Raw genomic sequence first — 19,046 nt, 5'->3', positions numbered from 1 at the left:
AAAAAAAGTGGGCTGGTTCCGGAACGATTCGGGGTCGCCGGACGTATTGATACGTGGCCGCGCAGCTGTGACAGTTGAGAGCAGCTTAGGCCAAGGCCTGCCCGCGTGTCCGGCGAATGGCAAGGTCGACCGCCCATGCCGCCGTGCCGTGCGCCGAGCCATGCCCCACGTCGCACCCCGAGCCACGCCCCACGCGGGGGACGTGGTCCCGTATGTCACGATCCGGCACTCGAACATCCCGAGAGCCGCCCGCTCACCCGGAACGCACATCGCTACGGATTAGGCTGCCCCCATGCCAAAGAAGCGCTCGGGCGGTGGTCTGTCGACCACGCAGCAGGCCGCCAAGTTCCTCGGTGTCAGTGTGCTCGCGGGAGCCGTGATGGCGGGCATCGCACTGCCCGCGGCCGGGGCCCTGGGCCTGGCGGCCAAGGGTTCGGTCCAGGGCTTCGACGACATCCCGGCCAACCTGAAGAGCCCTCAGCTGAGCCAGCGGACCAGGATCCTGGACAGCAAGGGCAACCAGATCGCCCAGGTCTACTCCCGTGACCGCACGGTGGTGGACCTCAAGGACATCTCGCCCTACATGCAGAAGGCGATCGTCGCGATCGAGGACTCGCGCTACTACCAGCACGGCGCCATCGACCTGAAGGGCGTGCTGCGCGCGCTGAACAAGAACGCGCAGAGCGGCGGGGTCGCCCAGGGCGCGTCCACGCTCACCCAGCAGCTGGTGAAGAACTACTTCATCGAGGAGGCCGGCGACGACCCGACCAAGGTCGCCGAGGCCACCCAGCAGACCCTCGGCCGCAAGGTCAAGGAGCTGAAGTACGCGATCCAGCTCGAGGAGAAGCTCGGCAAGAAGAAGATCCTCGAGAACTACCTGAACATCACCTTCTTCGGCGAGCAGGCGTACGGCGTCGAGGCCGCCTCCCAGCGCTACTTCTCCAGGCACGCCAAGGACCTGTCCCTGGAGCAGTCGGCCCTGCTGGCGGGCATCGTCCAGTCGCCGAGCCGCTACGACCCGGTCAACGACGAGGCCGAGGCCACCAAGCGGCGCAACGTCGTCCTGGAGCGCATGGCCCAGCTCGGCGACATCTCCCAGGCGGAGGCCGACAAGGCCAAGGAGGCGCCGCTCGGCCTGCACGTCACCCAGCCCAAGAACGGCTGCATCACCGCCTCCAAGGGCGCCGGGTTCTTCTGCAAGTACGTCGAGAACGTCTTCCTCACCGATCCGACCTTCGGCAAGACCCGCGAGGCGCGCGCCAAGCTCTGGAACCAGGGCGGTCTGACCATCCGCACCACCCTGGACCCGCAGGCACAGGACTCGGTGCAGGCCTCGATCAAGGACCACGTCTACAAGTCCGACTCGGTGGCCGCCGCCGCCACCCTCGTGGAGCCCGGCAGCGGCAAGATCCTGGCGATGGGCCAGTCGAAGCCGTACGGCTACAACAAGAACGAGACCGAGTACAACTTCTCGGTCGACCGGGACTACGGCGGCTCCAACTACGGCTTCCCGACGGGTTCGACGTTCAAGCCGTTCGTGGCGGCGGCCGCCATCGAGGGCGGCAAGCCGGCGACGCAGGAGTACTCGTCGCCGTACAAGATGAACTATCCGAGCCCCGTGCAGCAGTGCAACGGCAAGCAGTGGGTCAACACGGACGGCGAGCAGGTCGAGAACGAGAACGAGTCCGAGGTCGGGCCGTACCAGATGAAGAAGGCGATGGCGAAGTCCATCAACACCTACTTCGTCCAGCTGATCTCCGACATCGGCCTGTGCCCGGTGGTCAAGATGACCGACGCGCTCCACGTCCACCAGGGCGACGGCTCGAAGCTCCCCGAGACCCCGTCCATCGCCCTCGGCGCGATCGGCCTGTCGCCGCTGACCATGGCGAGCGCGTACGCCACCTTCGCGGACCGCGGCATGTACTGCACGCCGGTCGCCATCGAGTCGATCACCCAGAAGGTCGGCAACGAGCAGAAGTCGCTGGCCGTGCCCAAGTCGACCTGCTCGCGCGCGATGAGCGAGAAGACCGCCGACACCATCAACACCCTGCTGCGCGGTGTGGTCGACTCGGGTACCGGTCAGCAGGCCGGCCTCGACGACCGCGAGAGCGCGGGCAAGACGGGTACGACGGACTCCCGCAAGAACGCCTGGTTCGTCGGCTACACGCCGAACCTCGCGGGCGCGGTGTGGGTCGGCAGCGCCAAGCAGAACGTCGAGATGACCAACATCACCATCGGCGGCGTCTACCACCCCGAGGTCTTCGGCGCCGACACCCCGGGGCCGATCTGGAAGGACGCCATGACGGGCGCCCTGGAGGGCAAGGCGGACGAGTCCTTCAACCTCGTGGACATCCCGGACGAGGGTGATAAGGGAAAAGGCGACAACACCGGCACCGGGGACGGCACCAACGGTGACACCGGTGGTCTGATCGGCGGCCTCATCGGCGGCCTGACGGACGGCGGCACGACCGACGGTGGCACCACGAACGGCGGCACGAACGGCGGCACCACCCCGAACCCGACCTTCTCCTTCCCCGACGGCTTCTTCCAGGGCAACGGGAACGGCGGAAACGGGAACGGCAACGGCGGCCGCCGAGGCTGACCGCTCTCCCGCGGTACGGCGTCGCGTCCGCGACGCCGTACCGCGGGGAACTCCCCGGGGGGCCGGGGCCAGGGGTCAGCCCTGGAGGTGCTTCTTCACCGAGGCGGCGACGCGGCCGCCCTCGGCCAGACCGGCCACCTTCGGGTTCACGATCTTCATCACGGCGCCCATGGCCCGCGGCCCCTCGGCACCCGCCGCCTTCGCCTCCTCGACGGCCTCGGCGACGATCCCGTCCAGCTCCTCGTCGCTGAGCTGCTTCGGCAGGTACTCGGCGAGGACCGCGCCCTCCGCCTTCTCCCGCTCGGCGCTCTCGGCACGACCACCCTGCGCGAAGGCCTCGGCCGCCTCCCGGCGCTTCTTCGCCTCCTTGGCGATCACCTTGAGCACCTCGTCGTCGGAGAGCTCGCGCTTCTGCTTGCCGGCGACCTCCTCGTTGGTGATCGCGGAGAGCGTCATCCGGAGGGTGGCCGAGCGGAGCTCGTCGCGCCCCTTGATCGCGGCGTTGAGGTCGTCGTGCAGCTTCGACTTGAGCGTGGTGGTCATGGATGTGATTGTCGCAGGTGCCGCACGCGGAACGCCCGCCCATTTCGGTACCGGCCGGTCTCGGGGGCCTGGTTCCGTCTGACACGATGGTCATATGCGCGCTCGATACGGAGTACCCCTGGGAATCGCGGCGTTCGGCGCCGCAGGTGTGTTGTACGCGGCCGGCTTCGAGGTCCGTTCGTTCCGGCTGCGCCGGGTCACGGTCCCGGTCCTCCCGCCGGGGGTACGCCCGCTGCGGGTGCTCCAGGTCTCCGACATCCACATGGTGAGCGGCCAGCGCAAGAAGCAGCGCTGGTTGCAGTCGCTGGCGGGCCTGCGCCCGGACTTCGTGATCAACACGGGCGACAACCTGTCCGACCCGGAGGGCGTCCCGGAGGTGCTGGACGCGCTCGGCCCCCTGATGGAGTTCCCGGGCGCGTACGTCTTCGGCTCCAACGACTACTACGGCCCGCGCCCCCGCAACCCCGCCCGCTACCTGCTGGAGAAGGCGAGCGGCAGGCACGGCCTGAACGGCAACCCGCCGGCCGTCGGGGTGATCCACAACCCGTGGGAGGACCTGCGGGACGCCTTCGACGGCGCGGGCTGGCTGAACCTGACGAACACCCGGGGCGTCCTGAAGGTCGAGGGGGTCTCGGTCGAGCTGACCGGCCTGGACGACCCGCACATCAAGCGCGACCGCTACGTCCAGGTGGCGGGCGGCCCGTCCGGTACGGCGGACTTCTCGATGGGCGTCGTACACGCCCCGTACCTCCGCGTCCTCGACGCGTTCACGGCGGACAACTACCCCCTGGTGCTGGCCGGCCACACCCACGGCGGCCAGCTCTGCGTCCCCTTCTACGGCGCGCTGGTCACCAACTGCGACCTGGACACGGACCGGGTGAAGGGGCTGTCGCGGCACACCGCGGAGGGCCGCACCTCCTATCTGCACGTCTCGGCGGGCTGCGGCACGAACCGCTACACGCCGGTGCGCTTCGCGTGCCCCCCGGAGGCGACACTGCTGACGCTGGTGGGGCGGGAGTGATGCAGGGCCGTCGGACCGGCTAACCCGCCTGGAGTACACCAGAATGCCCGGCTGAGCCCTCTCCTCCACCGTTGAGGGCATGACGGCCCCGATACCCCCGATCCCCAGGGACATCCCGGACCTGCCCGCGGTCCCGAGCACCCCCGTACTGATGCCCGCGCACGTTCCGGCGACGGCGGTGGTGGCGCCCCTTCCCCGCCCCGTGACCGCGGTGTTCCGCCTGCTGACCGCCGTGCTGGCGTTGGCGGGCGTGGCCCTGGAGCTGCTGCTGGGCAGCCCGGACCGGATCCTGAGCTACTTCGGCGTCCAGGCGGCGCTGCTCCTGGCCCTGGTCAGCCTCTCCTCGGGCCGCCGCGCGTGGCAGGCGGCCCGTCCGCTGCCCTCGTCCCTGACGGGGGCGGCCCTCCTCTACGCGCTGATCTCGTCCCTGGTCTACCACCTGCTCCTGGGCCACACGACGCCGCCGTTCTCGATGACGGGCGCGGTGCATCCCCCGGTGGCCTGGCACGGCCAGTGGCTGGCCCTGCAGCTCCTCTATACGGCGGCCCCGGTGGCGGCCCTCGTGGACTGGCTCGTCCTCACGCCGCCCGGCCGCCTCCACCTCCGCCAGACGGCGGGGTGGATGCTCTACCCCCTGGCCTACCTGACGTACACCCTCATCCGGGCCGGCCTGCTCCTCCCCGGCACCCAGGGCCGCTACCTCTACCCGTTCCTGGACGCCGAGCAGCACGGCTACCGCAGCACCCTCGCCAACGCCCTCCTCCTGGGCCTCTCCTGCTACGCCCTGGCAGTGCTCCTGGTCACCCTGGACCACATCCGCCCGAACCCCGTCGGCCGCCGCCCCTAAACCGGATTTCGTCTCCGGCCAGCAGTGGGCTAAAGTAAACGACGTCGCCGCGACAAGCACCACAGCAGCGACACCGGGGTGTAGCGCAGCTTGGCAGCGCGCTTCGTTCGGGACGAAGAGGTCGTGGGTTCAAATCCCGCCACCCCGACAGCCGAAACACCAGGGCAGGGGCCTGATCCGCTTAGCGGGTCGGGCCCCTGAGTGGTTCCTGGAGATCGCTTGGGAGCCATCTGGGAGCCGAGCTTGATAACTGGCTCCCTGAGGTAGGCAGCCGAGTAGAGCCCCAGAAGCGCAGAAGATCAGCACGGGTGGCCTACTTGGTAGGTCTCATCCCAGGAAGACCAGGCAGACTGCGTCCCGGCTGTCGCGGCAGGGGGCGAACATCGCCAAGCCCTCCCGCTCACAGCGGGTGGATCTCCTTGGGGGGCATCGCCTACCACCAATCCGTACGCGCCCTCGCCGGCTGCTCCCGTCTCGCCGACCTCCTGGAAGCCGAGCCCGACCTGGACGCCCTCAGCTTCTACCCGCACCTGCTCGCCTGGGACCTGGCCCAGCTCCCGGCCGACAAGAGCGCGCTACCCGTGGTCCTGCTGGACACCTTCGAGGACACCGGCGACCGCACCCACCGCGACTTCGAGCGCCTGCTCCAACGCATCGTGTGGCTGATGCCCAACGCGTTCTTCGTCGTCACCGGACGCAACCGCCTCCAGTGGGCGGAAACGAACCTGGAAGGGCAACTCGACTGGACCGGGCCGAACGCTTGGCCCAGCCTCGTCTCCGACGCAACAAATAGCGGGTCAGGCATATCCGGCCGCCAGATCCTGATCGGCGACTTCTCCTCCGAAGACTGCGAGGACTATCTGGCCCGTAGGCTCAGCCGCGACGGGCAGCCGCTGATCGACGAACCGGTCCGCCGGATCATCGCCGAGCGCTCCCACGGGCTACCCCTGTACCTGGACCTGTCGGTCATGCGCTACCTGGAACTTCGGCGCAGTGGCAGGCAGCCACAGGTCACCGACTTCGACCACGACTTCCCCGCCCTGATCGCCCGTGCCCTCAGCGACCTGACCGCCGAGGAACGCCACGTGCTCCGCTCGGTCAGCCTGCTCGACGCGTTCTCCGTGCCCCTGGCCACCCAGGCCGCCGGCATGGACCACGACGCGCCCGCCCTACGGCTGACCGAGCGCCCCTTCATACGGGAGTCCCCCTCCGGTGTGTGGCCCTTCCATGTCCACGACTTGATCCGCGCCGCTATTCGCAACGCGGACGACGGCAGTGACGACCGCTGGTCGGAGCAGGACTGGCAGCGCGCGGCCCAGCGCGCCTTCCGCGCCTTGGAATCACAGTGGCGCCAGGACCGACGACGCGACCGCACCGTCCTGGTCGGCTGCCTCCAACAAGGGCTGCTCCTCGCACGGGACTTCCGTCTCGATCTCGGCTGGCTCGCCGATGCCGCATTCCACTACGTAGGGGACTCCGTCTGGGAACCGCTGGCACTCCCGGCCGCCGATGACACGTCGTCAGGCGACGTGCAGAGTACAGCGGATGCCTTGGTGGAGACGCTCAGCGCCATCGCCCGCCGCCAGCACGAGCACCGTGAGCGTACGGTCAGTCGGCTCTCGGCTGTCCTGGCGTCGGGGCTGCTCCCCGATGATCTGGCCGAACTGGCCACGTATTACCTGGCGAAAGCCCAGCGAGACCTCGGACTGACCGACGATTCGCGTCGCGGAATGCAGCGCGTCGCCACCACCGACGGCCGGCTCGCTTCCGCCGCTCGACGCGGCCTGGCACACCTGAGCCGACTGTCCGGAGATTTCCCGACAGCGGTGGAGGCCGCAGGGAGGCTGGGCTGGGAGGGGCGGCATCATCGGGTGCTGGGAGACGTGTGGTGGGTGCAGGGGGACATGGAGCGGGCTGAAGCCGCCTACCTGGCGGCCCGGAGCGAAGCCGAAGAACACGGTGTGGTCGGCGAGACTGCCATGGTCCAAGCGCATCTCGCGTTCGCTGTCTCCTTCGCCGACCCGCTTCGGGCGGATGACGAACTCGACCTGGCGGACCGGCTGCTGTCCCGCCTCAGCCTGCGCTCCAGCGAGATGACCGCTCGCATCGCCGCACTCGTGCGCGACGCCGGGTTCGCCGCAGACGTGCCCGACCGGGCGGCCGTCCTGCTCGCCGAAATCGGCGTCTCCGGCATTTCCTACGCCGCGGCGAAACTGCAACTGGCCCTGTGCTTCCACCACGCCGTTCTCGACGCCCAGGACGACCTCGTCGACGCGATCACCCGCCTGCGCGAACTCACGCGGAGCGGCGATTACGCCTACTACGTCGAGATCGCACACTTCATGGCCGGCCTTCCGTTCCCCGAGCACACCGCGCGAGCTCGGTGGATCGACGGAGAACGACAGACGCGCGAACGATGGCGGCACCTGGTTGAGACCCGTCGCAGTCGCCTCGGCACGACTCGTTAGGCCGCAACAGGCAACGTCGGCACGAAGCCAGTGGCCCCACGGCGTCTGGGCGCCATCTGGGAGTCGCCCCACTCCCCAAGCCCCTTCGATACCACCGCACCCCAACGCCACTACGATCGCCGGTCATGGACTGGCTGGAGCGCACCGCGAAGCTGAGGCAGTGGAGCAGAAGCGGGACCCGCGCTCCGCACAAGCCGCTGCTGTTCCTGTACGCGCTCGGGCGTTTCCAGCAGGACGCCGACGGTGAACTGCGGTACAGCGCGGTGGAGGACGACCTCAGACGGCTGTTGGCCGAATACGGACCGCCCAACAAGACGACGCCCGCCTACCCGTTCCACCATCTGGTGAACGACGGCGTGTGGGAGGTGCGCACCGATCGCGGACCGGGCAGCCCCGGCAGTGGCGTACGGGAGCTGCGGGAGATCGGAGCTGCGGGGCGGCTGACGCCGGAACTACGGGCGGCGTTGCGGCGCGAGCCGTCGCTGCTCGGCCGGATGGCACGGGTCCTGCTCGACCTGAACTTCCCGCCCTCGCTCCACGGCGACCTGTGCGAAGCCGTCGGCCTGGAGCTGGAGCCGACGGAGACCGAACAGTTCTCGGCCGTGCGCAGGCGGCGGGATCCCCGGATGCGGGAGCAGGTCCTGACGGCATACGAGTACCAGTGCGCCTTCTGCGGCTACGACGGCAGAATCGGCACGGTGCCGGTCGGACTGGAGGCCGCGCACGTGCGATGGTGGGCGTTCGACGGCCCTGATGACATCGACAACGGCCTGTGCCTGTGCTCGCTGCACCACAAGCTCTTCGACAAGGGCGTCCTCGGCATCGGCGACAGCCACCGCATCCTGGTCTCGCAGCGCTTCGTCGGCCACAGCCCCGCCGCCCGCGAGCACGTCATAGCGCTCGCCGGCCGCCCGCTCATCGGACCTCAACCGGGTGCCCGACCCGTCGCGGCGGTCCACCGCTCCTGGCACACCAGCCAGGTCTTCCACGGCAGCCCACGCCCCGCCCCGACCGCCTGATTGCCGAGCGCCCATCACGTGACCCGCTGGTAAGGAGTGCAATACCGGGAGTATGGTCTCTTGTATGGCAACGAAGAAGGTAACCGTGACGATTCCCGAGGATCTCCTGGACGAGATCCGCGCGGACGCGGCAGAGCGGGGCCTGTCGGCGTATGTCGCCGAGGCGCTGCGCTTCAAGCGTGACCGGGACCGGCTCCTGGAACTGGTCGACTGGTTGCAGGAAGAGCACGGCCCCATCACCGAGGACGAGCATGCGGCAGCGCTCGTCGAGCTGGACGAACTCGACGCCGAACACGAGCGGCGTCGAACCGCCGGAAAGCACAACGCCGGAGAGGCTGCGTGAAGAAGCGAGCCGGTGAGCACGGACAGCGACCCCTCCGCGTCTTCGTACTGGACTGTGAAGCCCTGTCCCTTGCGGTACGCGGCGACCGGAAGATGATCGCCTGGCTCGACCTCGCGGCACGCGGGGAGGCCGAAGTGGTGACGTCCCCGATGACACTGGTCGAGGCGTACGACGGCAGAACGACCGAGCAGCGCTGGGACTGGGTACTGTCCCGGCTCCAGGTCGTCGACATCGGGAAGGACGAGGCCCGCCAGGCGCGTCGACTTCTGGCCGACGCCAAGTTGCACGGCCACAAGTACGCGATCGATGCCGTGCTCGCCGTCATCGCGCGACAGCAGAGGGGACAGGTCACCGTCTTCACCTCGGACGTCGACGACCTGGAGAAGCTGGTCCCGGACACGATCGTCGTCAAGAAGGTGTGACCCGACCCGCGCCTCTCCAGCGCCCGCGAAGCCATCGCATACTTTGTCCGGACCACATCGGCAGTCTCCGACGCCAGGCAGCGGACGGCGAATAGAGTGGCCGACTCGACTTCCTGGCACTAGTGGCCGGTGGATTGCCTTCGGGTCACAGGGCTGACTCTCCAGCACCATCCAGGCGGCAGCACCCTTGGGAGCCATCTGGGAGCCGCCCTGCTCCCGATGCCCCTTCCACCCCACCCGAGACCAACCGGGACCACCCACCTGACCTGCGCAAACACAATCCAGGCAGGAAAGCTCATTAACCGATCCTCATTCGGGACGAAGAGGTCGTGGGTTCAAATCCCGCCACCCCGACACCGTAGAAGGCCGGCGAGCAGCAGCCGTTTGCAGACTCCCCCGTGTACGCCGTCATGGTCAAGCAGCTCCGAGGCTGACGCAGAAGCCCGCGAGGCTGATTGACCCGACTCGCCCTCTGACTCCACATGGTCAGGCGGCCTCCTGCACCCCGGTCACGTCACCCACCGTGTGGCGCCGGCGGGAGCGATGTACGACTCCACGGCCGCCCCGTCGGGGGTGAACGCCCCGGGGCCGTTCTGGTCGGCGCACTCATGCGGCGCGTCGGCCGGCTTCAGGGCCGGCCTAGCGCGCGGTACGTCCATCCCGCCGCGCGCCACCGCCTCCCGTCCAGGGCGTTGCGGCCGTCGATGACGTACGGCTGCGCCACCGTGTCCCGCAGTACGGCGGGGTCCAGGGCCTGGAACTCCTGCCACTCGGTGAGGTGGAGGACGACGTCGGCCTCGGACAGGGCGTCCTGGGCGGAGTGCGCGTAGGCCAGGGTCGGGAACGCCTTGCGAGCGTTGTCCATGGCCTTGGGGTCGTAGACGCTGACGCTGCCGCCCTGGAGCTGTATCTGCGCGGCCACGTTGAGAGCCGGGGAGTCCCGGATGTCGTCGGAGTCGGGCTTGAAGGCGGCGCCCAGGACGGCGATCCGACGGCCGAGGAAGCTGCCGCCGGCCGCTTCGCGTGCCAGATCCACTACCCGGCTGCGGCGGCGCATGTTGATGTGGTCGACCTCGCGGAGGAAGGTCAGTGCCTGGTCCACGCCCAGCTCTCCCGCCCGGGCCATGAAGGCGCGGATGTCCTTGGGCAGGCAGCCGCCGCCGAATCCGACGCCGGCGCGCAGGAAACGGCCGCCGATGCGGGTGTCGTGGGACAGCGCCTCGGCGAGGAGGGCCACGTCGGCGCCCGTGGCCTCGCAGACCTCGGCCATGGCGTTGATGAAGGAGATCTTGGTGGCCAGGAAGGCGTTGGCCGAGGTCTTCACCAGCTCCGCCGTCGGGAAGTCGGTGACGACGACCGGGGTTCCGTTCGAGATGACGGGGGCGTAGACCGCCCGCAGGCGGGCCTCCGCGGTCGCCGACCGCACACCGAACACCAGCCGGTCCGGCCGGAGGGTGTCCTCGACGGCGAAGCCCTCCCGGAGGAACTCGGGGTTCCAGGCGAGTTGGGCGTCGTCGGGCAGCATCGCCGCCAGTCGCTCGGCGGTGCCGACCGGGACGGTGGACTTGCCGACCACGAGCGCGTTCCGACCGGCCAGAAGGGGGGCGAGGCGCTCGATGACAGCGTCGACGTGGCGCAGGTCCGCCGCGTTGCCGCCGGGAGACTGCGGGGTGCCGACGCAGGAGAAGTGGATTTCGCCGAATTCGGCGACTTCCTCATAGGAGGTGGTGAAGCGCAGCCGCCCGGTGGCCACGTGTTTGGCCAGAAGCTCTTCCAGGCCGGGTTCATAAAAAGGGACCCGACCGGACCGCAATGCCGCGATCTTGTCCGGGTCGGCGTCGAGCCCGAGAACCTCGTGGCCTATTTCCGCCATACAGGCGGCATGCGTGGCACCGAGATATCCGGTACCGATGACTGTCACACGGGCAGACACTGAATCGCCTTCCGCACATGGTGCTCAGCGACCCCTTCGGGGGTCTGTGGAGAGCGGAACCATAACCCGGGGAAGAGAGCGAATCGACCGCGTCGCCCCAGGTCACGCAAACGTCACCCGAGCGTGATCTTCCACGCCTTGAACGTGTAACCCTCACACATCTTTCACATCTCCATTGAATAACGAATGATCTTCATGTGCCTATTTGAGGTGTTTTTCATGATTTAGCACACTGTAACTCCTGCTAGTTTCCCGCCAGTTGGCGAGATCGCCGTCGATGTCACCGACACCAGGGGTAGGAGGGCGACCGGGGCCGCACAGCGCCGGCGGACCAGTCGGCACACCCTGCCGGCACACGACCTTCCGTGCCTGAATCTCCGATTCCACGGCTCAGGGAAGGTCATGCTCGCGTATCTGCTCGAATTGAGGGAATGGCGGAACAACGGGGTCGTCTACCCGTTCGCCGTTTTCATGACCATGGTCTGGTCGCTCTGGATCATTCGTATTCTGCTGGCCCGCCGCTACAAACCATGGAAGCGGCCCTGGCAGACGACGACCTCTGTCATCATTCCCGTCGTCGACGAGCCGGAAGACCTTTTCCGTTCCGTGCTCCAGCGCATAACCGAGCAGCGGCCGACCGAAGTCATCGTCGTCATCAACGGCCGACGCAACCCGGTCCTGGAGGACATCTGCACCGACATGGGTGTCGACTGGCGCTGGACCGAGACACCCGGCAAGCGCAACGCGCTGCGTGTCGGCCTGGCGGAGGCGACCGGTGAGATCGCCGTACTCGTCGACTCGGACACCATCTGGACCACGGACACCCTGGCCGAACTGGTGAAACCTTTCCGCGATCCCGAGGTCGGCGGTGTCACCACCCGGCAGCGGATCCTCGACCCCGGGCGCTCGGTGCTCACCCGCTGGGCCGACTGGCTGGAGAGCGTCCGCTGCCACTACTCGATGCCCGCGATGAGCGTGGTCGGCACGGTGGGCTGCCTGCCCGGCCGGACCATCGCCTTCCGCCGGAGCATCCTGGAGAACTGCATGGGGGACTTCCTCAGTGAGAAGTTCCTCGGCGTCTTCCTGGAGGTCAGCGACGACCGGACGCTGACCAACTACACCCTCAAGGCCGGGTACAAGAGCGTCTACCAGTCCACCTCGCTGGTCTACACCGACGCCCCGCTGGAATTGCGGAAGCTCGCCAAGCAGCAGTACCGCTGGGCGCGCGGCTCGCAGTACAACACCCTGCGGATGTTCTGGTGGATGCTGCGCCACGCGAAGATGCTCTGGCTGTTCTACATCGCCGACATCCTGGTGCCCTTCGTGCTGCTCGGCACCTTCGCGTCCTGGGCAGTCGCCGCCTGGCAGCGCGACAAGCCCGGCATCTACAACCAGCTGCCGCTGCCCCACACCCCATGGCACGCGCTTCTGTTCGTCCTCGGCCTGGCCGCCCTCATGTCCCTGATCTCCATGGCCATCCGCTTCGGCCGGCACTTCGCCTACCGGCCCAAGGACATGCTCTTCCTGCCGGTCTTCATGATCATCAACACGCTGCTCCTGCTTCCTGTACGCCTCCTCGGCTTCTTCCGCATGGCCCACAACGCGAGCTGGGGAACCCGCGCCGACAGCTTCGCCGGTGAACGCACCCGCAGCCCGCTCGTCGTGGTCCCCTACCTGCTGGGCGCCGCCCTGCTCTTCGGATCGGTGATGATGAGTGTCTAGCGCAGACGCAACCCCCGGCCGGGCTCACGCCAAGCCCCTGCACTGGTGGAACCGCGGCAGCGGTGTCCGGCTGCGGCTGTGGATGGCCGTCAACGTCGTCGTCCTGTCGCTCCTCAGCTACGGCGTCTACCTCCTCGTCAACTCCAGCTCCGAACCGGTGTACCAGGGACTCGGTGTCCCCGCGGCGGAACCCGGCATCAAGGACCGGCTCACGTCAGGTGCGTCCGCGGCCGGCACCCCCGTTCCGAAGAAAGGTTCCTTCATCGCTCCCGAAGGCAAGTACTTCGGGCTCAGCAGCACCCAGATCCCCTGGTCTTCCAAGAAGACGGACACCCTGGCGAAGGCAGCCGGGCAGCGGCCGACCATGTCCGAGTACTTCGTCAACTGGGACGAGGACTTCGACCCCACCGCCGTCGACGCCTCCTACCGGCAGGGCATGCTCCCCGTGATCTCCTGGCAGCCCTGGGCCGGCCGGAAGTACGGCACCGACCAGCCGAAGTACGCCCTCGCGAAAATCGCGGACGGCACGTACGACGCGTATGTCACGCGCTTCGCGAAAGCCGTCGCCGCCCACCAGTGGCCCGTGGTCATCCGTTTCGCGCACGAGATGAACGGCGCGTGGTACCCGTGGTCGGAGCGGCGCAGCGGCAACCACAAGGGCGACTACGTGAAAGCCTGGCGACACGTCCACGACCTGTTCCAGCAGGCCGGCGCAGACAACGTCATCTGGCTGTGGAGCCCCAACATCCTGCGCCCGGTGCCCAAGGTCAGCCTGGCCGACCTGTACCCCGGCGACGATTACACCGACTGGATCGGCACGGTCGGCTACGCGGTGCACGAGAAGACCGCGGCCGCCGTCTTCGACCCGACGCTGAAGAAGCTGCGCAAGCTCACCGACCACCCCATCGTCATCACCGAGGTCGGCGCGCAGCCCGGCGCGTCGAAGGCGGCGTGGATCAGTGACTTCCTCGACTGGCTCGGCAAGAGCGGGCAGGACGACGTCATCGGCTTCATCTGGTTCGAACGCGACCGGGAACAGGGCGGCGGTGCGGACTGGCGCTTCACCGAGAACGCAGCGACGCTCAAGGCGTTCCGGCACGGGCTCGCGGACATCACCCTGACCGGGGTGGCCGACACGTCGGCGCCGGGAGCACCGACGGCCGCCACCACCGTTACGACCGGGTGATCCGCTACGGCTGGGGGATTTTCGCCAGCCGTACGGTGTCCAGGCCGCCTGCGAACGCGCGGGTGGTCCCCGGGGTCTGGGTGAAGCGCCAGTCCTGGTGACCGCCGTCGGCACGGCTGCGCTCGAACCACACGAAGCCGATCACCTCCCGGTGCGCGACGAACCAACGGAAGAAGGCTGCTATCCAGGCAGCCTTCTTCCGGCCCGGTCGCGCACCGGTCTCGGCGATCACCACCGGGCGATCGGTCAGACCGCGCAACCGGGCGAGTGTCGCGTCGAACACCGCACCCGCCGTGGACTCGTCGTCCTGATAACCCGTCATCCCCACCAGGTCGACGTACGCGTCTCCGGGGTACAGCTCGCGCAAGGACACCGCGGGCGCGTCCCGCACCACGTTCGGACTCCACAGCCAGACGACGTTGTCGGCCCCGGCCTGCTGGAACAGGTCATGGACGTGTCGCCAGGCCCTCAGGTAGTCGCCGCGGTGGTTGCCGTTGCGCCGCTCCGACCACGGGAACCACGTGCCGTTCATCTCGTGGGCGAAGCGGATCACCACCGGTCGCCCCTGCGCGCGTACCGCCTGCGCGAAGCGCGTCACGTAGGCGTCGAAGCCGCCCCCGGCGATCCGTGCCAGCGCGTACCGCGGCTGCCGTGTCCCCGCGCCGGAGCCGGCCCAGGGCTCCCAGGTCAGCAGCGGCGCCGCCCCCTGCGCGTACGACGCCCTCACCGCAGCCGGACGGAAGTCCTCCGTCCACTTGACGAAGTACTCCAGCATGTTCGGCGCGCTCCCTGCCTTCCGGGCCACCGCGGCCGTCTCCGCCCGGGACCACGGGGCCTGCAGGGTGCTCACCCCGAAGTACCGGCCTTGCGGTGCAGTGATCAGCCGTACCGCGTCATCCACCGGTTTCGCGGACCGGGCCTGCCCGGAGACACAGCCGGTGAGCAGCAGACCCAGGGCCAGCATCGGGACCGCCACGAACCGCGCTGCATGTCCTGCCGTCACCACGACATGGTTGCATCTCAGTCCCCCGTTGCTCGCACCGCCTTCCTGCGGAGACCGTCGGTCGTGCAGGCGGTGACCGCCCGGCGGGCTGCACAGCACGGCCCCCCGGGTGCCTCGCGACCCGCATCATGCGGAGGCCACTTCACAGGCAAGGTCCGTCTACGTCTCGTGGGCGTAGCAGAGTCTCCTGGCACGGCCGGCAAGGCGGGATTTCCATGCGCGTGTTCTGGCCCCGGGGTGTCGGCGTCCGCGCGTCAAGGCCGGAAGATGCGGTCCAGGTGGTAGTGGAGGACGGCCGTGGCCGATTCGGCGTCGCGCTGGCCCACCAGGACGCTGGTGCCGAGCCCTGCGGACATGGCCAGCAAGCCGACCGCTTCGGCGTGGGTGTCCGTGCCGGCCCTGAGCAGTCCGGCGTCCGCCGCCTGCTGCAGTAGTCCGGTGAGGGCGGTCTCGGCGGTGTCGGGATCCTTGATGAAGGGCTGGGCTGCGAGGGCCTCGTCGGTGACCGACAGCACGGCGTACGAGGTGTAGAGGTGATGGAACAGGCGGCTCTCCTCGTCAACCGGTAGGGCCGCCGTCAGCAGTGCCTCGATCACCGCCCGCGGCCCGGGGTTGTCACCGGCGGCCTGCACCTGGGCGGTCACCCGTTCCCCGAACCTGTCGGCCAGATGCCGCAGTCCGAAGAGGAGCAGCTTCTCCTTGGACTCGAAGTAGTACTGCACCAGCCGCAGCGAGACGCCCGCCTCGGCCGCCACGTCCCGCATACCCACAGCGTGCAGCCCTTGTCGGCCGGCGGCCCGGACGAGGCCCTGCGCGATCTCGGTGCGCCGCTCTGTGTGATCCACGCGCTTGGGCATGGTTCGCCTCTCCGCTCCTCGGATCGTGTCTCCGGTTTTTGATGATACAGCCGTACCACGTTTGTGGTACGTTCGTATCACAAAGACCGACTGTCCAGGAGGTGGCCGTGCCCGAGCCCACAACAGCCCGTTCCCAGCCCGATGTCGGCCGCTTCGTCAGCGATGCCTGGCGTGCGCGCTACTTCGCGGCCTGCGACACGGTCTACGCCCTGGGCGCGCCCGCGTCCTGGGAGGAGGACGTGGAGACCTCCTTCGGGACCACGCACGTCTACCGCTACGACCCCCAGGACCCGGCCGCCCGCGAGCGCACCCCCCTCGTCCTCGTCCACGGAGCCGGCTCCTGCTCCGCCATGTGGTACCCGAACACTCCCGACCTCAGCGCCGAACGGCCCGTCTACGCCATCGACACCCCGGGTGACCCAGGCCGCAGCGTGCAGCGCGCACCCCTCCACGAGCCCGAGCGTGCCGCGCAGTGGCTGGACGAGACGCTCGTCGGCCTCGGGCTCGACCATGTGCACCTGCTCGGCTCGTCGTACGGCGGCTGGCTCGTCCTGAACCAGGCGTACCGTGCGCCGGAACGCCTCGCCTCGGTCACGCTGCTCGACCCCGGGGGCCTGGAAAAGGTGGGACTGCGCTTCTTCGTGTGGATCTTCGCCAGTCTGTTCGCCACCTTCGCCCCCAAGGCGCTGCGGCCACGGCTCGCGTCCTGGTTGGAACAACCCGTCCTCGTCGTCCCGGAACTGCGCACCATGATCCGCACCGGCGTCCGCGCCTACCGCATCCGCCGACCCGCGCCTCACCCCCTCACCGACGCCGAACTGGGGTCCATCCGCACGCCGTTGTACCTGATCCTCGGCAGGCGCAGCCTCCTGGTGCACCCTGACCGGCAGGTCGAACGGGTGCCCCGGCTGATCCCCGGCGCAAGGGCCGAGATCATCTCCCGGACCGGCCACGGCCCGCAGATCGACCACGCGGAGCTGACCAACCGGAAGATGCTCGACTTCATGAACGCCGCCGACCTCGGCCTGCCGACATCTCGCTGAGGACCGCCCCGCGGGTCACGAGCGAAGCCAGAGTCGGACCGCGGCACCGCCCCGCGCCCCACGAGGACGGCCGAATCACCCAGGGCGTGGGGCCCGATGCCTATCCACGGGCGGTCGCCCGAGAATCCCGACTCCTCGCTCTCCCGCCCGGGCATTGGCGAAGCGACCTCTTCGCCATCGACGGCCTGGACGAGTTCGCGCGGGCACACGGCATCATCCACGACAGGGAACGAACCGGCCTTGCCTACGACGTCCACGACGTCCACGATGTCCTCTGGAGCCTGGCGGACCGGACCAGAATCCCCGCAGCCAGTACGTGAGCATCGATCTACGCCTCGCCTGCGGATGTTCTGTCAAGGATCGCCCCACCTTCGCTGCGCAGATGCGAGAGCAACGGGGTTGGGACCCGGCGGTCAGCGGCGACTGGGGTCATCACACGGACGCGAACGGCACCGCGTACACGTTCCGAGCCCGGCGCAAGAGCCTCAGTTCCTGAACTGCCACGGCAGCGAATGTGCTTCTGTGAAGTACCGTGTGATCGCGACGGCGCGCCCTGCGCTGCGCGAACGCCATCATTCACAGGTAAGGGCTGTCCCGTAATCCCCGGCGGGCGCACGACGGCAGCTACGGTACCTCGCAGCGTTGTCGGGCTCGCCCGAATACGCCCAGTATGAGGACGACCCTCCGCCTTGGGGTGTGTCCGAAACGCCGGGGCGGCTTCAGCCGGGCGACCACATCGTCGAACTCGGCGCTCTGGTGCTCCAGCGCGTCCAGAGCCTGGTCGCGCATCTGCATCAACGCGTCCAGCAGCGTGCTGTCCGAGGTCACCCGGGAGCGCAGCACCACGGTGTTCAGACACGGACCGAGCAGTTCGGCGAACAGGGGCTCGTCCCGGTTCGCCGTCGGGGGAACCGAAGGTGACGTCATCCAGGCCGGCCCACCGGTGCAGGGTCACCGCCAGGGCGGTGGCGGCCACCATGAACCAGCTGACGCGGCGCTCGGACTGCACTTTCTGAAGCGAGTCCAGCAGCCCTGCGGGCAGCGAGACCTGGAACGCCCCGTTCGGCTCCGGTCGCTCCGGTACGGGCAGTGGGGTGTCCGGGGACGCTCCCCGCAGCGTGGACTCCCCGTACAGCAGGTCGGTGTTCCAGGCGTCGGTATCACGCTGACGCTGCTGGAAGGCGGCGAACTCCCGGTACTGGATGACCGGTCGAGGGCTGTCCGGCCTGGTGTAGGGCACAGCAGCAGCACCTGCCGATCGTCGCCCAGCCCGCCGAGGGCGGCGCGCAGCAGTTGTCCGGATTCGAGGTCGAACGGCCGGCGGACGGCGGCGTCCAGCCAGTCCATCATGCCGTCCGGGGCCTCGCGCAGGTCGAGTACCTCCAGCTCCGGCAGCCACGGTTCGCGCAGCCGCACCGACAGACCGTCGTCGTCTTCGATGAAACGGGTGCGGAGTATCTCGTGCGCGGCCACCAGCCGGCCCAGCGCAGCGCGCAGCCGACCGGGGTCCAGGCGGCCCGCCACCTCCCAGGCGAGCGGCACGTGGTTGCGCACCTCGGGATCGATCAACTCGGCCAGTCAGATGCGCCGTTGGAAAGCGGACATCGCCAGGGGCGCATCTACGGCGGCGGCATCGGGCGGCGACATCCTCGACACGGAGTCCATGAGCGCGGCTTCTCCTCATTCGGCGGCGTGAGATGCCTGCGCAGACACCCTGTCCGCAGGCCGGTCCGCAAGGGCACGCGGCCCCGGACAGACGTTCTCGTCGGCGGTGCAACCCTGCGCGATCAGGGGGGTGGCGTCCCGCCAGGTGGTGTAGCGGATCAAGGCGCCGGAATCCGCAGGCCATTGCCGCATCGGCGCGGCTCGGGACCGCGCATGGCGCTGACGGCAGGTCAGCCGCTTCGCGACCCGGGAGCCGTGTCCCACGGGGTGACCGACGCCCGGCTTACCGGAACACGTCGAGCAAGGTCGCTTACACCACGAAGCGGGACACGACCATCAGGATCCCCCCGAACCTGTGATCAGGTTACAACC

General features: G+C 68.6%; 15 protein-coding genes, 1 tRNA gene and 2 pseudogenes. 11 read left to right on the top strand and 7 right to left on the bottom strand.

All coding sequences use genetic code 11. The annotated features are described in order from the left end of the window. Window positions 1-292 precede the first annotated feature (292 nt). Window positions 293-2,602 (top strand): transglycosylase domain-containing protein, encoded by a 2,310-nt coding sequence (locus tag ACZ3KP_RS33445; protein ID WP_467504087.1) that lies wholly within the window; start codon window positions 293-295, stop codon window positions 2,600-2,602. A 75-nt stretch (window positions 2,603-2,677) separates the two neighbouring features. On the opposite strand, the gene ACZ3KP_RS33440 is transcribed toward ACZ3KP_RS33445, so the two are convergent. Further along, the gene (locus ACZ3KP_RS33440) at window positions 2,678-3,145 is read right to left on the bottom strand and encodes a GatB/YqeY domain-containing protein (RefSeq protein ID WP_360563017.1); all 468 of its coding nucleotides are present in this window, start codon (window positions 3,143-3,145) and stop codon (window positions 2,678-2,680) included. A gap of 94 nt (window positions 3,146-3,239) precedes the next feature. Between ACZ3KP_RS33440 and ACZ3KP_RS33435 the strand changes: the two genes are divergently transcribed. From ACZ3KP_RS33435 to ACZ3KP_RS33405, 7 genes are all read left to right on the top strand, one after another. After that, window positions 3,240-4,166 carry a metallophosphoesterase gene (locus ACZ3KP_RS33435; protein WP_358978831.1) on the top strand — a complete coding sequence of 309 codons (927 nt, stop codon included), beginning with the start codon at window positions 3,240-3,242 and terminating at the stop codon, window positions 4,164-4,166. 79 nt (window positions 4,167-4,245) lie between these two features. Then, window positions 4,246-5,013 carry a Pr6Pr family membrane protein gene (locus tag ACZ3KP_RS33430; RefSeq protein WP_467504085.1) on the top strand — a complete coding sequence of 256 codons (768 nt, stop codon included), beginning with the start codon at window positions 4,246-4,248 and terminating at the stop codon, window positions 5,011-5,013. Between the two features lie 74 nt (window positions 5,014-5,087). Further along, a tRNA-Pro gene (locus ACZ3KP_RS33425) sits at window positions 5,088-5,161 on the top strand. A gap of 271 nt (window positions 5,162-5,432) precedes the next feature. Further along, window positions 5,433-7,481: an ATP/GTP-binding protein gene (locus ACZ3KP_RS33420; protein ID WP_467504083.1), complete on the top strand. Its 2,049-nt coding sequence runs from the start codon at window positions 5,433-5,435 to the stop codon at window positions 7,479-7,481. A 125-nt stretch (window positions 7,482-7,606) separates the two neighbouring features. After that, on the top strand, window positions 7,607-8,500 hold the full coding sequence (locus ACZ3KP_RS33415; protein WP_467504082.1) for a phosphorothioated DNA-binding restriction endonuclease: 894 nt from the start codon (window positions 7,607-7,609) through the stop codon (window positions 8,498-8,500). A gap of 64 nt (window positions 8,501-8,564) precedes the next feature. Then, entirely contained in the window at window positions 8,565-8,843 is a 279-nt protein-coding gene (locus tag ACZ3KP_RS33410) for a ribbon-helix-helix domain-containing protein (RefSeq protein WP_039657654.1), read from the top strand. Continuing rightward, complete coding sequence (locus tag ACZ3KP_RS33405; RefSeq protein ID WP_039657652.1) at window positions 8,840-9,265, top strand: PIN domain-containing protein; 426 nt, start codon at window positions 8,840-8,842, stop codon at window positions 9,263-9,265. The genes ACZ3KP_RS33410 and ACZ3KP_RS33405 overlap by 4 nt, the downstream gene beginning before the upstream one ends. Before the next feature lie 628 nt (window positions 9,266-9,893). Here ACZ3KP_RS33405 and ACZ3KP_RS33400 read toward each other — a convergent pair. After that, window positions 9,894-11,198 (bottom strand): UDP-glucose dehydrogenase family protein, encoded by a 1,305-nt coding sequence (locus ACZ3KP_RS33400; RefSeq protein WP_467504080.1) that lies wholly within the window; start codon window positions 11,196-11,198, stop codon window positions 9,894-9,896. Between the two features lie 402 nt (window positions 11,199-11,600). On the opposite strand from ACZ3KP_RS33400, the gene ACZ3KP_RS33395 reads away from it, so the two are divergent. Both ACZ3KP_RS33395 and ACZ3KP_RS33390 read left to right on the top strand, forming a co-directional pair. After that, window positions 11,601-12,920 (top strand): glycosyltransferase family 2 protein, encoded by a 1,320-nt coding sequence (locus ACZ3KP_RS33395; RefSeq protein WP_467504079.1) that lies wholly within the window; start codon window positions 11,601-11,603, stop codon window positions 12,918-12,920. After that, complete coding sequence (locus ACZ3KP_RS33390; RefSeq protein ID WP_467504078.1) at window positions 12,913-14,106, top strand: glycoside hydrolase family 26 protein; 1,194 nt, start codon at window positions 12,913-12,915, stop codon at window positions 14,104-14,106. Before ACZ3KP_RS33395 ends, ACZ3KP_RS33390 begins: the two co-directional genes overlap by 8 nt. 4 nt (window positions 14,107-14,110) lie before the next feature. Here the strand turns inward: ACZ3KP_RS33390 and ACZ3KP_RS33385 are convergent, their stop codons facing one another. Together ACZ3KP_RS33385 and ACZ3KP_RS33380 are read right to left on the bottom strand one after the other, a co-directional pair. Beyond that, entirely contained in the window at window positions 14,111-15,109 is a 999-nt protein-coding gene (locus ACZ3KP_RS33385; protein ID WP_467504076.1) for a glycoside hydrolase family 26 protein, read from the bottom strand. 254 nt (window positions 15,110-15,363) lie between these two features. Next, window positions 15,364-15,966: a TetR/AcrR family transcriptional regulator gene (locus ACZ3KP_RS33380; RefSeq protein ID WP_467504074.1), complete on the bottom strand. Its 603-nt coding sequence runs from the start codon at window positions 15,964-15,966 to the stop codon at window positions 15,364-15,366. Between the two features lie 107 nt (window positions 15,967-16,073). Between ACZ3KP_RS33380 and ACZ3KP_RS33375 the strand changes: the two genes are divergently transcribed. Continuing rightward, entirely contained in the window at window positions 16,074-17,009 is a 936-nt protein-coding gene (locus ACZ3KP_RS33375) for an alpha/beta fold hydrolase (RefSeq protein WP_467504073.1), read from the top strand. A 624-nt stretch (window positions 17,010-17,633) separates the two neighbouring features. Here the strand turns inward: ACZ3KP_RS33375 and ACZ3KP_RS33370 are convergent. From ACZ3KP_RS33370 to ACZ3KP_RS33360, 3 genes and pseudogenes are all read right to left on the bottom strand, one after another. Beyond that, window positions 17,634-17,936: a condensation domain-containing protein gene (locus ACZ3KP_RS33370; RefSeq protein ID WP_467504071.1), complete on the bottom strand. Its 303-nt coding sequence runs from the start codon at window positions 17,934-17,936 to the stop codon at window positions 17,634-17,636. Between the two features lie 40 nt (window positions 17,937-17,976). Then, window positions 17,977-18,249 (bottom strand): annotated as a pseudogene (locus tag ACZ3KP_RS33365) (hypothetical protein); the annotation flags it as partial. Window positions 18,250-18,260: 11 nt separating this feature from the next. Further along, window positions 18,261-18,551: pseudogene (locus ACZ3KP_RS33360) on the bottom strand (condensation domain-containing protein); the annotation flags it as partial. Window positions 18,552-19,046 lie beyond the last annotated feature (495 nt).

The sequence above is a fragment of the Streptomyces sp. NPDC020958 genome (assembly GCF_055562175.1).
Note: the sequence above shows the minus strand (reverse complement) of the source record. Positions and strands in the feature narration are given on the sequence as shown.

Bases quoted from the DNA above. Each gene is read 5' to 3' on its own strand.
- ACZ3KP_RS33430 (WP_467504085.1), top strand. From the start codon at position 4,246: ATGACGGCCCCGATACCCCCGATCCCCAGGGACATCCCGGACCTGCCC.
- ACZ3KP_RS33415 (WP_467504082.1), top strand. From the start codon at position 7,607: ATGGACTGGCTGGAGCGCACCGCGAAGCTGAGGCAGTGGAGCAGAAGC.
- ACZ3KP_RS33395 (WP_467504079.1), top strand. From the start codon at position 11,601: ATGCTCGCGTATCTGCTCGAATTGAGGGAATGGCGGAACAACGGGGTC.
- ACZ3KP_RS33440 (WP_360563017.1), bottom strand. From the start codon at position 3,145: ATGACCACCACGCTCAAGTCGAAGCTGCACGACGACCTCAACGCCGCG.
- ACZ3KP_RS33410 (WP_039657654.1), top strand. From the start codon at position 8,565: ATGGCAACGAAGAAGGTAACCGTGACGATTCCCGAGGATCTCCTGGAC.
- ACZ3KP_RS33370 (WP_467504071.1), bottom strand. From the start codon at position 17,936: ATGACGTCACCTTCGGTTCCCCCGACGGCGAACCGGGACGAGCCCCTG.
- ACZ3KP_RS33445 (WP_467504087.1), top strand. From the start codon at position 293: ATGCCAAAGAAGCGCTCGGGCGGTGGTCTGTCGACCACGCAGCAGGCC.
- ACZ3KP_RS33435 (WP_358978831.1), top strand. From the start codon at position 3,240: ATGCGCGCTCGATACGGAGTACCCCTGGGAATCGCGGCGTTCGGCGCC.
- ACZ3KP_RS33380 (WP_467504074.1), bottom strand. From the start codon at position 15,966: ATGCCCAAGCGCGTGGATCACACAGAGCGGCGCACCGAGATCGCGCAG.